Origin of the sequence: Pseudoalteromonas amylolytica (genome assembly GCF_001854605.1) — a bacterium.
Classification (GTDB): Bacteria; Pseudomonadota; Gammaproteobacteria; order Enterobacterales; family Alteromonadaceae; genus Pseudoalteromonas; species Pseudoalteromonas amylolytica.
In genome coordinates this window covers 76,809-91,604 of sequence record NZ_MKJU01000028.1, presented here as the reverse complement: position 1 = coordinate 91,604, position 14,796 = coordinate 76,809, and the positions used below count along the sequence as shown (strand labels likewise).

Sequence of the window (14,796 nt, the reverse complement as noted above, 5' to 3'; positions counted from 1 at the left end):
TTTGCGCTATGTGCACTTATATCATATACCCTTTAGTGCTATTTTCACTTAGCCTAATTGGCTATACTGACCCAATTAGTGAAACACATCCTAATATTAATCGCGTGTCATAGAGATCAGGATATGAATACCAAGGAAAAAATAATTCGTACCAGCATCGCTTTATTCAATTTACATGGAGAGCGGGCAATAACGACGAATCATATAGCTTCAAATCTGGGTATAAGCCCAGGAAATTTGTACTACCATTTTAAAAATAAAGAAGACATTATTCGCAATATATTTTCTTTATACCGAGAGCACTTAAGTACTCATTTTAAACCACTCAATACCGAGTTTGAGCCGCTAGAACAATTAACTAAGTATCTAGACTCATTGTTTGATTTGATGTGGCGTTACCACTTTTTTTACGACAATCTTACTGACATTTTGGCAAGAGATGGCGTGTTAAAAAAGCAATACATTGAGTTTCAGACAGACTTGTTTGAACAGGTGCGCTCTGTCGTGATTGGTTTGCGCACAAGTCGCGTTATCAATATTAGCGACGAAGATGCAAAAGAGCTGGCTCATATGTTGAAAATGACGGTCAGCTTTTGGACGCCATACGTAAAAGCGCGCAGAATGACAGGGGTACTTGAGCAGCAAGATATCTATAATGGTATCGTTAAAGTATTGATGTTATTTAAGCCGTACTGTACGGATTTAAGTTCAGCCAAAATTCAGGAATTACAAGACCAATATCAACGTCTTGCAGATGAATCACTGCCCAGCATAGCGTAACATAGGCAGCAATTCGGTTTGTTTATTTCCTAGACGCATAGAAATTTGATATACTCGCGCGCCCGATGTCTAGGCGCGCTTTCGCCACGCAAAAGAGTTATTTCTATGTTTAAATTTATCGTCAAACTGCATCCTGAAATTGCCATTAAAAGCAAATCAGTTCGTAAACGCTTCACCAAACTTCTAGAGAAGAACATCGAAATCCTTCTCAGCCGTATTGACGAGCAAATCAAAGTAAAGAATAACTGGGACAATATTACGGTTACGAGTGCTAAATCGGATCCATCCACGCGATCAGCACTCATCGATAATTTAAAGCGCGTGCCTGGTATTGTGCAGTTTATTGAAGTACAAGAAACACACTTTGACAGCCTTGACGATATTTATCAGCGCACCTTAACTTTGGCTGGTCACACTATTGAAAACAAGACCTTCTGTGTTCGAGTGAAACGCAGAGGTAATCATGACTTTACTTCAAGCGATGTTGAGCGCTATGTAGGTGGTGGCTTGAATCAAAACGTGTCAGGTGCAAGCGTGAAGCTGAGCAAACCTGAAGTGACTGTGAAGATAGAGATCAAAGATGACTTAGCCTATATCGTGACACATACACATTATGGTATTGGCGGCTTCCCGTTACCCACTCAAGAAGATGTGCTTTCTCTTATTTCTGGTGGTTTTGACTCAGGAGTGGCCAGTTATCAGATGATCCGAAAAGGTGCTCGCACGCACTTTTTATTTTTCAATCTAGGTGGTGCGGCTCATGAGATTGGGGTGAAGCAGGTTAGTCACTATCTTTGGAAGCAATATAGCTCGACTCACAGAGTTAAGTTTATCACTGTCGATTTTGAACCTGTTGTCGCTGAGATTTTGGAAAATATCGAAAATGGGCAAATGGGTGTTGTGCTCAAACGCATGATGATGAGAGCGGGTAGCCAAGTTGCCGAACGCTTTAATATTCCGGCATTAGTTACCGGTGAGAGCATCGGCCAAGTATCGAGCCAAACTTTGGCTAACTTGAATGTAATCGATAGAGTGACGGAAACATTAATCGTGCGTCCGCTTATTCAGCACGATAAAGCCGATATTATTAAGATCGCTCGTGAAATAGGTACCATAGAAATGGCAGAAGCGATGCCAGAGTACTGTGGTGTGATTTCTAAAAAGCCGACCGTAAAAGCCAAACTTGAAACCATCTTAGAAGAAGAGCAGAAGTTCGATTTTGATGTCTTAGATACCGTAGTGGCCAACGCCGTAGTGAAAGACATTCGCGATATAGAAGCTGAAGCAAAAGAAGAGGTTAAAGAAGCTGAAACTGCCAGTGAACTGCCTGCAAATGGTGTGGTTCTGGATATTCGCTCCCCTGATGAGGAAGATGCCAATCCACTGGAAATTGAAGGCGTCGAAGTTGTGCATTTACCATTTTTTAGACTCGCTACCAAGTTTGCAGATTTACCACAAGATAAAGAATATTACCTGTATTGTGCTAAAGGTGTGATGAGCCAGCTTCAAGCATTAATATTGCATGAGAATGGCTTTAACAATGTGAAAGTGTATAAGCCAGAGTAATAAAAAAGCCGAGCGAGTCTCGGCTTTTTAGTGCTTATTTATAAGTGCTTGCAGCATCTGAGCATTGTATGGTGTTGACACATTAAGTAATTGACCCTGAGCAACAACATAGCCACAGATTGCCTCAATTTCAGTTTTTCTACCATGCTTTACATCCTGCGCCATAGAAGAAAAGTTAGCACTGGTGCGAGACATTACTTGATATGCGTTATCCAAGGCTTGAGACAAAGTGACTTTAATACCTGCTTTGTTTGCAACCGTACAGGCTTCATTGAGTAAAGCGAGGATTGTGGCACTGAATTTTGGTTGGCGTAGTTGCCCATTTGGAACTTGATGTAACGCGCTTAAAGGGTTGATTGCGATATTGACTAACAACTTTTGCCAGCGCAATAGCGTCATATCTTCATGAATAAAGCTCTGCGATAATATACCTGAAAAATAAATCCCAAATATATGTTTAATAATTGAATGAGCCTGCGTGTTACAGGCACCTAAATACGTATCACCAGAGCCGGTTATTTTTACATGGTTATCATCTAGCTTTAATGCACCACGAGCGGTACTGATAAAAAATAGTGCTTGGTTTGGTTTGAGCTGGTCAAGAACTTCACTCAAATCACACATGCCATTATGACTAATAAAGAGGTTGGCATGATCAGACAAATAGGGGAGTACATCGGCAATCGCCTGTGGCAGTTGATAGGCCTTTACGCAAATAAAACAATTGGCGATAGATAGAGACTGGGTATGCGCTAGTACAACTGGCTTGGCATTAATTACTTTGGTGCCTAGGTGTTCGCTGATAAGCCATTTATCGGTAGGAAGAGTGCGTGTAATCACCGACACATTATGACGTTGACTCAGAGCGTGCGCAAATGACAGACCAATTGCGCCTGCGCCAACAATGTGAATATCAGTCATACTTTTTTGTACGCCACTTATTGAGTGCTATATATATGGCATAGTAACTCAGAGCGCCCAAAAAGTCAGCGATGAAGTCTCCAAGAGAGGCTTGTCTGTAAGGTAGGCTATCCTGCATGACCTCTATACCAATGCCATAACTGGCCAATAAAACAAGTTGTGTGATAGTAGGCCACTTAAACGCATGGTGCATGATAAAGGCGAGACTAAAAAATATTAAAAAATGAACTACTTTGTCCGCATGTTGAAAGCGAATACCTGAATGTTGAAACTCTTTGGCAAACAAATAGGTACATACTGCGAGGGTAACCAATAATAAAACTTGATAAACGCGCCTTGTCACTATACTTCCTAAAGATAAATAGCCGCTAATTTGGGGTCAAGTATATCACCTAAAACTGGCTGGTGGGTGAATATCACTTTTTTCCCACATTCTTATTTTAGGTTGATATAATCGCGATATTCATATTTTAGGAGAATAACATGCCTTCTTTTGACATTGTGTCTGAAATTGAAATGACAGAAGCAAAAAATGCGGTTGATAACGCAAAACGAGAACTGGAAACACGTTATGATTTTCGTGGTGTTGATGCATCTATCGAATTAAACAATGATGTGATCACGTTAAAAGCGGAAGCTGATCCACAAGTAATGCAGTTGTTTGATATTTTAGCGAGTAAAGCATCTAAACGTGGTTTGGATGTGGCAAGCTTAGAGCTTAAAGATATTGAGCGTGCGGGCAAACATGTATCACGTAAAGTAGGCTTAAAGCAGGGAATTGAGAAAGATATGGCCAAGAAGTTGGTCAAGCTTATCAAAGACTCAAAAATTAAAGTACAAGCTGCGATTCAGGGTGAAGAAGTCCGAGTGACAGGTAAAAAACGTGATGACTTACAAGAAGTGATGCAGCTGATCCGCACCAGCGAGTTAGGACAACCGTTTCAGTTCAAAAATTTCCGCGATTAATGCTGGCGCAGCAATTCGTTAATTGTGTTTTTTGCCAGTTCATCTGCCGCTAAAGCAAGTAACACCTCTTACTTGCTTTAGATTTCTAGACGTCCATTGACAATCATCCATAAACTTCGCACAATAGCGCCTCTTTTCAAGGTGCTTAGCTTGGTAACGTCGTGTTATCCAGATCGGTTCGTATCAGTTAGTTTGCTAAGATAATCGGGAAGTTGGTGCCAATCATGGGACTGAGTGAAATCCAACACTGCCCCCGCAACGGTGATGCCTAAAAGGCTAAGTCCGGAGACCGGCCTTGAAGTCGACTTACTGTTTTACTTGTGCGGTGGGCGCAAGTCTGAGGATATCATGCAAAACAAATCTATTTTGGCAGTGGCTATTTTGGCTGCTGTGTCGTCTGACGTTTGGGCACAAGCTCAGAACGAACACATTGAGCGTATTACCGTTACCGCGAACAAATTCGAGCAATCAATCAACAACACCCTCACAACTGTTAACGTGATTGAGCGTGAGGAAATTGAGCAAAGCAACCTTAGAGATTTACCGTCATTGCTTAACACTGTTGCTGGTGTTGACGTAGTGAGAAACGGGGGCTTTGGCCAAAAAGCCAGTGTTTTTGTGCGCGGTGCCACCACTAAACATGTGTTGGTATTGATTGACGGCGTGCGAGTGAGCGATGCTAACTCTGGTGATGTAGCATTTACTAACATTCCTCTTAACAGTATTGAACGCATTGAAGTGGTAAAAGGTGCCAAAGCGGCAGTTTATGGCTCCGATGCATTGGCGGGCGTGATCAACATCATTACGCGTAAAGCGCAGCAACAGCAAATTAGTTTAACGTCAGGCAGTCACAACTATGTGAACTATCAACAAGCAGGGCAGTTCAATACCGACTCGCTTTCATTGAGTTTCAATCTGGGCTATGAGGATACTGATGGCTATGATGTAACGAGCAAAGACCCTCAGTTGCCATTGACTAAAGATCACGATAGTGACGGCTATCGCAATAAAAATATTGGCTTCAACTTAAGCTATGATCATGAAGATATAGGGACTGTTTCTGCACGCGCTCAGTATAGCGAGGGAGAAGGCGAATATGATAATGCTTGGGGCAATGATGCCTACGAGTTTGAAAACTATACCACCAAGCTTGCCTGGGAAAAGCAACATGATCAGCTACAGCACTATGCCAGCGTGAGCGTTTCTCAGCAGGAGAATACGCAAGTAGGTACGCCAAATCATGATGTTTATAGTACCGAGCGTGTAGAAGTTGAGTATCGTGCGTTGTATCGCTGGTCTGAAACTTTACAACTTGCAGCGGGTGTGAGTCAGCTCAATGAAGATTTGAGTAATGCATCAGCCGAATTCAGCCACTCAGACCGTACTAATAAAGCCATATTTGTAGGGGGCTTCTTTGAGCAAGGCCCATGGCTGGCAAATGCGGTTGTAAGAACTGATGACTATGACTTTCATGGTAGAGCCAATACATACACAGCGGGTATCGGCTATCAGGTCAACAACATGGTTACCTTTAGGGTCAATCACGGTACAGCATTTAGAGCGCCGACTTTGACACATGCGTATGTTAAAAATAGCCCTTGGTATTTGCCAAACCCAGATATTAAGCCGGAAGAGGCAAGTAACAGCGAATTTGGTGTCACACTCGATACTCGCTGGGGTAAATACGATGTGGCGGTATTTAATAACAAAATCGATCAACTGATTGTCAGTTTGCTAGGTGAAAGCGGCAAATATGTTGCGGCTAACGTTGATCAAGCGGCTATGAAAGGGGTGGAATTATCGGCAACGGCTTCAGCTTTAGGGTTTGAGCATAAAGTTAATCTAACCTTGCTCGATGCTAAAGATAAGACAACGGGTGAAGACTTAGTTCGTCGACCAGATACTGCTTTTAACTATACCTTATCTAAGTCTTGGGACAAGTTAGATGCTAGCCTTACCATGATTTATCGTTCCTCAAGGCCAACCATCACCTTGTATGATAGTCAGTTCAATACACATAACAAAGAACTCAGCGGCTACACTGTTTTTAACTTGGCCGCAAACTATGCGCTGTTTGATAATGTGAAACTGACAGCACGACTGGAAAATCTGGGTGATAAAACCTATTTGACAGCTGCGACTGGGCTTGCGAGCGATGGGCAAATACTAGGATATGTGCCGCTGGGTAGGCAAGCATATGTTGGCGTGTCAATTAGCTTTTAAAGGTACTTCAAAGTAAATTAAAAAGGCGGATGAAACAACAATCCGCCTTTGTGCTTGCTTGCATTCTATGTGTCGTCTTCTAGCAACTGCTGGCTAAACTGGTGCTGAAACTTTGCCAGCTTTGGCGCTATCATCACACTACAATAACCTTGCGCCCGATTGTTAGTATAATAATCTTGATGGTAGCTTTCAGCACTATAAAACTGGCATGCTTCACTGAGCTCAGTAACAACTGGGGCCATGTACTGTTGTTGTACCGATTCTATAGTTGTCTTGGCCTGTTGCAGCTGTTGTTCATTATGGTAAAACACCACACTTCGATATTGAGTACCAATATCATTACCTTGACGATTTAGTTGCGTAGGGTCGTGCAACGTAAAAAACATCTCTAACACTTGTACGTAGCTTATTTGTTGTGGATCAAATTTAATTTCAACCACCTCAGCATGACCACTGTCGCCGTGACAAATTTGCTCGTATGTGGGTTGTTGTGTATGTCCACCACAGTAACCCGAGCGTACTTCTAAAACTCCTTTTACGCGACGAAATGCAGCGTCTATACACCAAAAGCAGCCACCACCCAAAGTCGCAATCTGTACCTCAGTCATTATTTCGTTCCTTATGCTGTGCTTCCTGGGCCGCCAGTTTGTGACTGATGAACTCAGGAGATTGAGTACGTTTAGCTAACAGGTTATAGGCACATGGGATAACAAACAAGGTCAGTATGGTGGCAACACTCACGCCCGCAAAAATTACAACTCCTATTACCATGCGGCTTTCTGCACCTGGGCCTGTTGCTAAAACCAGTGGAATAGCACTCATCACTGTTGTGAGCGATGTCATTACAATAGGGCGAAGCCTTTGCACAGAGGCATCCAAAATAGCCTGCTCAAACGCGATACCTTGATCTCTAAGCTGATTGGCAAACTCTACAATAAGGATGCCGTTTTTGGCACTTAACCCTATCAACATAACGATACCAATCTGACTATAGATATTGAGGGTATTGTCGGTAATGTATAACCCGTACATAGCGCCAACTAAACCAAGTGGTACAGTGAGCATAATAACAAGCGGGTGAACAAAGCTTTCAAACTGTGCCGCAAGTACTAAAAAGGTAACTGTGAGCGCTAGAATGAATACATATGTCATTGCCGAGGCACCTTCATAATACAGTTGAGACTCACCTTTATAATCTATCGCACCGTCAATATCATTTTCTTCACTGGCAACTTGGTTTAGAAACTCCAATGCTTCAGCAAGGGTGTAGTTGTCAGCTAGATTGGCCGAGATAGTAATTGCTCGCATACGGTTATAGCGATTCAGACGGGCGGCGGTCGCTTCTTCGCGAATGGTTATTAAACTATCCAGTGGCACCAATTCCTCAGTGCGTGATTTTACAAAAATGTTGTGGATGTCATTCGGTGCCGCAAAGTCAGACTTAATCCCTTTTAAGATCACATCGTACTCTTCACCACGGTCGATAAAAGTCGTCACGCGACGCTGTCCCAGCATGGTTTCCAGCGTACGACCGATATCGCTAATAGACACTCCTAAATCTGCCGCTTTGGTTTTGTCGATGCTTATCAAAAACTGTGGAAAGGTTTCTTTATAGTCATGATCAATTCTAACCAGTCCCGGATTTTGCTGTGCTCTGCTGATGATCCGGTCTCGCCATTTGGCCAACTCATCGTAATCATTCCCTTGTAATACAAACTCGACTGGACGCGATTGACCACCACCACCGATACCTCTGCGCATGATGGCAAATGCACGTACATCTGTGACCTCTCGCATTGTTGAGCTTATCTCACCCATAACCTCCCAAGTTGACCGCTTACGTTCGTCCCAATCTGGCATGCCGACGATAGCAACGCCACCTTGTCCACCCCAGCCTGGCACACGGACTAACACACGGCTCAATTCACCTTTATCAACATATGGCAACAAGCGTTGCTCTATTTGCTCCATATTGGCTAGGTTGTTTTCATAGCTTGCGCCTTCGGGGCCATTCATCATGATGAAAAAGGTGCCTCTGTCTTCTTTTGGCGTCAGCTCAGAGGGGATGTGTTGAAGTAGGGCGAAACTCACAAACCCTGCCAGGGCTAAGGTTGTCACTAAGCTGTAGCGGCGGGCTAAATTATCCTGTAGTACTTTTCTGTAGCCTTGTTCTATGCGAGAGAGTATTTTTTCCATCCATTGACTGAATCGGTTCTCTTTAGCGCTGGGCTTAAGTACTTTAGAGCAAAGCGCAGGGGAGAGTGTCAAAGCGGTCACGCTCGAGAACAGTACAGCCGCGCTGACTGCCATGGCAAACTCAGTGAACAATGCTCCGATGCGGCCATCCATAAACACCAGCGGCACAAATACCGCGATCAGTACTAATGTGGTAGCAATAATTGCAAAACCTACCTGTCGTGCGCCCCGATAAGCGGCGAGCAAAGGTGGTTCACCTAGCTCAATTCTGCGGTGAATGTTCTCCAACATAACAATGGTATCATCAACCACTAAGCCAATTGCTAGCACTAAGGCAAGTAATGTTAGTAAGTTAATTGAATAGCCCATAGCGAGTAAAAACATGAAAGTTGCCACCAAAGCAACGGGTACCGTTACAGCGGGTACTAACGTGGCGCGTATATTTCCCAAGAACATGAAGATGACAAATACCACCAACCCCATCGCTATCGCTAGCGTACGATATACTTCATAGATACTTTCTCGAATGAATACAGAGGAATCGTAGCTGTCTTCTATAGTTGTTCCAACAGGTAGATTGCGTTTGATTTTTTCAAGCTCTCGACGAGCATTGTCCACCACATCTAAGGTGTTTGCTTTGGCCTGCTTGACGATACCTAGACCAATCATGTTACGGCCATTACCACGGAAGGTGCTTTCGTCATCAACCGCTTCAAGTTGAACATCCGCGACCTCATGTAATTTTACTAGGTAGCCCTGCTCACCACGCTTGATGATTAGATTGGCAAAATCTTCCTGGGTTTTGTAGCTGCGAGCAATACGAACGGCGAAGTCTCTATCTAACGACTCAATTTCGCCGGCTGGGAGTTCTACATTTTCACGTCTTAATACTTGTTCTATGTCGCTGCTCGTAACACCGCGAGCAGCCATGGCGCGCCGGTTGAGCCAGATTTTCATTGCGTATTGTCGCTCTCCGCCAATACGTACGTTAGATACGCCATCAACAACCGCGATGCGATCAACAATAAAACGTTGCGCATAATCAGAAAGTTCGAGTGTATTCATGGTTTCACTGTTTAGTACAAACCAAGCTATTGGGCTTTCATCTGAGTTTGATTTTGACACCTCAGGTGGGCGAACTTGTTCAGGCAAGCTATCCAGTGCGCGGGACACGCGTTCACGCACATCATTGGCGGCGGCATCAATATCGCGGTCAATATTAAACTCAATGGTGATATTTGAGCGCCCATTGCGACTGGAAGAGTTGATACTTTTTATACCTTCAATACCTGAAATTCTATTTTCAAGCACTTGCGTAATTTTTGCTTCTACTACTTCGCTTGATGCACCTGTGTAGTTGGTGCTTACACTCACTATGGGGGTTTCAATGTCTGGGTACTCACGAAGTGGTAGCATCGTAAAGGCAACAATACCAAAAGTGAGCAGTAACAGGTTTACAACGATCGCAAAAACGGGGCGTTTTACCGCGGTATCAGTGATTTTCACGCGCTACTCCTAACTCTTAACCGATACAGTGCTGCCAGAGCGAATTTTGATCACTCCTTCGGTGATCACCTGCTGGCCAGTTTCAACACCCGAAGATACAGCGACCCAACCATTGAAACGGGCTAGGATATTGATTTCGACCTGTTTAGCTTTTTGCTGTTCATCAATGACAAATACATAGTGTTTTTGTTGGCGCGGAATAACACTTTTCTCTGGCAGCATGATGGCATTATAAGTCTGTAGCTCTAACTCTAGGTGCATCAGCATACCTGGGCGTAGTAAAGATTCTGGGTTCTCGAAACTGGCGGTAACTTGTACACTACGGGTGGCGCTGTCGATACGAGGATCAATATGTGAAACCTGACCTATGAATGCACGCTCACCATAAGCATCACTTTTGCCTACTACTGTCATGCCCGTATGAAGTGTTGCTAGGCGCTTTTCTGGTACCTGAAAATCAACTTTGATGATGCTGATATCATCCAGCGTCGTTAAAGAGGTTGAAGAGTTAACAAAGCTCCCAACAGACACTAGACGTTTACCTAAAATGCCTGTGAAAGGAGCACTTATTAATAGTTCATCAAGACGCGTTTGCTCTAGTTGCAGCTTGGCTTGAAGTGCCTCGACAACCGAGCGCTGTGTTTCTAATTGTGAGCGAGCAGCTGATTGACTTTTGGCTAAGTCCTCAAGGCGTTTAAGTTGCCGCTGTTGTTCTTTGAGGTTTATCTTTAACTCTTTTACCGCCAAACGTTCTTGCTCATTTTGCAGTTGGACCAATTTGTCGCCTTGCTTGATTACATCACCATCGTTAAAGTAAATATCTGTTATATAATCGCTTTGCGAACTAGAGATATGAATGGCTTGGTTTGCACGGGCGCTACCAACGGCGGAAATATACAATGTCTTTTCCTGCATTGATGCGGTTTGTGCACTGACTGTTGTTGGTGCACCTGCAGCTCTGCTCACTTGACCTTGGCTAATGGGCAGGTATAAGTAGCTTAAAATGGCAACGAGAACTAAAATAATAAACGGAAAAAGTGCTTTGCCTGATTGTTGTGTAAACATAAAAATATACCGCAAATAGAGATGTTAATAGTGTACAAAATACGGCCCGTATACATATAGTTAGGTATCTCGTTATTTTGTGAGTTGGCCGAAAAATTGAATGATAGGAAACAGTATCAGCAGAGTGTGAGAGTATAAGTGGCAAAACAACCCCCCTGTAAAACCTGTATTACAATACGTTATGTGCTGCTTTGGGCGGTGCTGATGTTTATCTTTTATTTTGGTTTCTATGTCGATTAAGCAAGCTAAATTGAGAGCGACTGCAAATCGCCATGGCATGGAGTTTATGCTCGTTGGAGCGATATGTTTGGCTGTGATCATGACATTTGTCGCGTTGCGAAGTACCCCAATCAGCATAGTTGAAATTTTATTGGCAAGTACGGCTTTAATGGCTATTTTACTGGGGTTTTTAAAAAGTCAGCAGCCATTCTATAGTTTACTTATTGATAATAAAGAAATATGTTATGTCCACCGTTTTGGAAATATGCACATTGAGGTTGATAATTTTCACTCGGCTGGTATCCCATCTGTAACACAGGAGCTTGAAATTCTTGAGTTAAATGCGGTTGGTATTAAACTTAATAATATCGACACATTTTTACATGACTTGAGCCCAAGGTTAGCGGGAAAATTGTTGGTAGAACAGAGGTATATTTTTTTACAAGCTGTTAAAGTATATTGTAAAAACGGTAACTGCCCACCAGAATGGCTGGTTGAACCGAGTGATTATCGCTCAGCGTCTGGCAATGTATATACAGGTCTGATAGCGATGTTTGCAAATAGAATGCATAATCTTAAAGCGTTAACAGGGTACGACTTACTGTTACCAGCAAACGTTTTGGATAGGGACATATGGCATTTTTCGACATTATTGAATCGCTGGAAGTTAAATCCAGATGAGGTGGTAGGATCTTTGCTTGATTAGCAAACCGCCTTAACGAAGAAGTAACAGGATCAATTCATGAGCACAGAAAGAGCCTTTATTAAAAGTGGCCGCAACACCATTATTCATAAAGAGAAGAAGCTCGATTTAGTCATTGTGAACGGTGAAGCACACCCAAAGATTAAAGTAACACCGATGGGGTTAGTGCCATTTAAAGAAGAGTTGCCGAGAAATCGTCGAGAGGCGAAAGAGCGCTATCTCGAAGTCGTGCATGTCTCCAGTGTGGATGTGTTCGGTGAAGTGAAACGTTTGTTGTTCATTCAAGCGCTAGATGGTCGAGAGTATAAAGTAGACTATTCAAAAATTGGCACCAAGCTATTTGTAAGAATTCACCAAGACAGTTATTTGTAAGAATTAGGCAAGGAGTGGTCATGAATAGAACCAAAATACTTCCCTTTGTATTGGGCTTGTTGTTAGCTGCTTGTGGGGGAGGTGGGGGTTCTGACTCAGGATCTAACACGGAAAATGCCAGCATCAACGCTGGTGAAGATGTAACTGTACTGGAAAAGTCACTATTTAGTTTATCTGCTTTGGTCTCGCCTTCGGGTGGCACGGTGAGTTGGCAAGTCCTAAGCGGCCCAAATGTTGAAGGTTTTCCACAAGAGGGCATGGAGATTGAAGTCACAGCGCCAGATGTTAAATCAGACAGTGAAACCGTTTTTAAAGTAGATTACCTTGCGCCAAATGGACAAGTTGTTTCTGATCAAGTTTCTGTATTTATTACTTCGCAGAATCAATTACCTATTCCTGTTGTTTTGCAAACCCTACCTAGCGAAGGACAATCCCAGTATTTAGACACCGTTGAGTTAAGTGCCGCAGAATCTTCAGATCCTGATGAAAATGGTCAAGTAGTTGGTTATTTGTGGGAGCAAGTATCAGGACCGACATTAAGTTTTAGCAGCACTACAGAACAAACATTACAATTTGTACATCCGTTATTGGTCACAAACCAAGCCGCAAAGTTTAGGCTTACAGTAACCGATGACGAAGACGGCAGTGCTAGCACAGAATACAGCGTGACCTTGTTAAAGGCTGACCAGCCTGTTATTGCTGATGCAGGAGAGGTACAAACAGCGATTGAGTTTGATACCGTGACACTGGATGCCACACAAAGTAAAACAGCGTCGGGACAGTTTAGTTGTCTGTGGCAGCACCTTGTCCAAACCGGACAAAATACCATGGTCACTATCAATGAACCTAGTCAGTGTATAACTCAATTCGTTGCTCCAGATGTGGATGTGACCACAGAGCTTTCGTTTCAGGTGACGGTCACCGACCCCAATGGGTATAGCGCAACTGACACGGTGACCGTAAACTTAGAACCCAAGGCGCTGGGGCTGATCCAAGACAGTGGCCTAGATACATGTTTTGATGCCAGCACAGAGATTGACTGCGATGATGCCGATTACCCCGAACAAGACGCAGATATTGGCAGAGACAGTGTCGCTGACTTTTTAGATAAAGTGGGACAAGGGCGCGCCGCTTTTGACTACACAAAGTTGAACGAATTCGCCGATGAGTTACCAGACACCGCTAGCCAGTTCAGTTGTGTAAGAGATAACGTCAACGGTCTTATCTGGGAAGTTAAACTCAGTGGTACTGGCACGCTCCCCAACACGGACACACGGGATAGTATTAATCACTACACTTGGCATATAGACCGTGTGAGTGATGCCGCATACCCTGGTAGCGTTGTTAGCCCTGCAAACTCGACCTGCCCGAGTGACACTGACTGCGGTATTCAAGCATTTATTGATGAAGTGAACGCCAGCAATTTTTGTGGTGGTAGTAACTGGCGACTACCGACTTACTTTGAGCTACTAAGTCTGATTGATTTTGGTAGACAGGGCGACTCACATCTACTTGATCCTGACTTTTTCCCTAACCTACCAGATGCAGCAGAGTTGGGGCACTTGTATTATTGGAGTGCACAAACCAGTGTGGATGGTCGTAGCCTCACTCAAGCATTCATACTTGATATGCAAACAGGCAATGACTTGGCATATCCAAAAGCAAATACCGCCTATGTGCGGTTAGTGAGAACACCATGAGGGAAAATATGAAACTGTTGTTATCCGGTTTTGTACTACTGAGCTCTTTTGCGACCTTGGCTGAGCAAACTTGTGTTGAGGCAACCAGTGCGCCAAGCACTACACCCACAGAGCGTTTCACCATGAACCCTGATGGTACGACGACTGACAATGAAACGGGCCTAATGTGGCAAGTCTGTGAATTTGGACAAAGTTATGATGCCGTGAGTGAAACGTGTAACAGTGCTGCGTTACAGGTCAATTGGCAGCAGGCATTGGTAGCTGCAAAAAACAGTAATTATGCCGATTACACGGATTGGCACGTACCTAATGTGAAAGAACTAGCAAGTATTATTGAGCATAGTTGTGTGGACCCCGCCATCAATCAAGAAGTGTTTCTATCAACACAAAATGACAACTATTGGACCAGTACAACCGCGATATCTCAGCAAGATCATGCATGGGCATATCAATTGGCTGATGGTAAGAATAATTTGAAGGCGAAAACCTCAGATATCTTTTTGCGTTTAGTTCGCTATGCCAAATAGCTTTGGCATTAGATAAAAGTTTGCTACTCTTCTTTTCGTTTCTTGACGGGGA

General features: G+C 43.4%; 13 protein-coding genes and 1 riboswitch. Of the genes, 8 read left to right on the top strand and 5 right to left on the bottom strand.

The window, feature by feature from the left end:
- Window positions 1–123: 123 nt before the first annotated feature.
- Window positions 124–780 (top strand): TetR/AcrR family transcriptional regulator, encoded by a 657-nt coding sequence (locus tag BET10_RS14040; protein WP_070986228.1) that lies wholly within the window; start codon window positions 124–126, stop codon window positions 778–780.
- A 105-nt stretch (window positions 781–885) separates the two neighbouring features.
- Complete coding sequence (thiI, locus tag BET10_RS14035) at window positions 886–2,346, top strand: tRNA uracil 4-sulfurtransferase ThiI (protein WP_070986227.1); 1,461 nt, start codon at window positions 886–888, stop codon at window positions 2,344–2,346.
- Window positions 2,347–2,373: 27 nt separating this feature from the next.
- Here thiI and BET10_RS14030 read toward each other — a convergent pair whose 3' ends face one another.
- Both BET10_RS14030 and BET10_RS14025 read right to left on the bottom strand, forming a co-directional pair.
- A complete protein-coding gene (locus BET10_RS14030) occupies window positions 2,374–3,267 on the bottom strand; it encodes a ketopantoate reductase family protein (protein WP_070986226.1) in 894 nt (297 codons plus the stop codon).
- Complete coding sequence (locus tag BET10_RS14025; protein WP_070986225.1) at window positions 3,260–3,610, bottom strand: VanZ family protein; 351 nt, start codon at window positions 3,608–3,610, stop codon at window positions 3,260–3,262. Before BET10_RS14025 ends, BET10_RS14030 begins: the two co-directional genes overlap by 8 nt.
- A gap of 140 nt (window positions 3,611–3,750) precedes the next feature.
- Here BET10_RS14025 and BET10_RS14020 point away from each other — a divergent pair, with 140 nt between their 5' ends.
- Together BET10_RS14020 and BET10_RS14015 are read left to right on the top strand one after the other, a co-directional pair.
- Window positions 3,751–4,233, top strand: coding sequence for a YajQ family cyclic di-GMP-binding protein (locus BET10_RS14020; RefSeq protein WP_070986224.1), 483 nt, complete (start codon window positions 3,751–3,753; stop codon window positions 4,231–4,233).
- Window positions 4,234–4,392: 159 nt separating this feature from the next.
- A riboswitch (cobalamin riboswitch) is annotated at window positions 4,393–4,545 on the top strand.
- 36 nt (window positions 4,546–4,581) lie between these two features.
- Complete coding sequence (locus BET10_RS14015; protein ID WP_070986488.1) at window positions 4,582–6,456, top strand: TonB-dependent receptor domain-containing protein; 1,875 nt, start codon at window positions 4,582–4,584, stop codon at window positions 6,454–6,456.
- A gap of 65 nt (window positions 6,457–6,521) precedes the next feature.
- Here the strand turns inward: BET10_RS14015 and msrA are convergent, their stop codons facing one another.
- From msrA to BET10_RS14000, 3 genes are read right to left on the bottom strand one after another with little or no spacing between them, the layout of a single operon-like run.
- On the bottom strand, window positions 6,522–7,067 hold the full coding sequence (msrA, locus tag BET10_RS14010; protein ID WP_070986223.1) for a peptide-methionine (S)-S-oxide reductase MsrA: 546 nt from the start codon (window positions 7,065–7,067) through the stop codon (window positions 6,522–6,524).
- Window positions 7,057–10,158, bottom strand: a complete 3,102-nt coding sequence (locus BET10_RS14005) for an efflux RND transporter permease subunit (protein WP_070986222.1) — start codon at window positions 10,156–10,158, stop codon at window positions 7,057–7,059. Before BET10_RS14005 ends, msrA begins: the two co-directional genes overlap by 11 nt.
- 9 nt (window positions 10,159–10,167) lie before the next feature.
- Window positions 10,168–11,223, bottom strand: a complete 1,056-nt coding sequence (locus BET10_RS14000; RefSeq protein ID WP_070986221.1) for an efflux RND transporter periplasmic adaptor subunit — start codon at window positions 11,221–11,223, stop codon at window positions 10,168–10,170.
- Window positions 11,224–11,452: 229 nt separating this feature from the next.
- Between BET10_RS14000 and BET10_RS13995 the strand changes: the two genes are divergently transcribed.
- Genes BET10_RS13995 through BET10_RS13980 form a run of 4 tightly spaced genes read left to right on the top strand, consistent with a single transcriptional unit; the run spans window position 11,453 to window position 14,744 of the window.
- Window positions 11,453–12,148, top strand: a complete 696-nt coding sequence (locus BET10_RS13995) for a DUF2982 domain-containing protein (protein WP_170829161.1) — start codon at window positions 11,453–11,455, stop codon at window positions 12,146–12,148.
- A gap of 36 nt (window positions 12,149–12,184) precedes the next feature.
- Window positions 12,185–12,517, top strand: a complete 333-nt coding sequence (locus BET10_RS13990) for a hypothetical protein (protein WP_070986220.1) — start codon at window positions 12,185–12,187, stop codon at window positions 12,515–12,517.
- Between the two features lie 20 nt (window positions 12,518–12,537).
- Window positions 12,538–14,217, top strand: a complete 1,680-nt coding sequence (locus tag BET10_RS13985) for an Lcl C-terminal domain-containing protein (RefSeq protein WP_070986219.1) — start codon at window positions 12,538–12,540, stop codon at window positions 14,215–14,217.
- An 8-nt stretch (window positions 14,218–14,225) separates the two neighbouring features.
- Window positions 14,226–14,744, top strand: a complete 519-nt coding sequence (locus tag BET10_RS13980) for an Lcl C-terminal domain-containing protein (RefSeq protein WP_070986218.1) — start codon at window positions 14,226–14,228, stop codon at window positions 14,742–14,744.
- Window positions 14,745–14,796 lie beyond the last annotated feature (52 nt).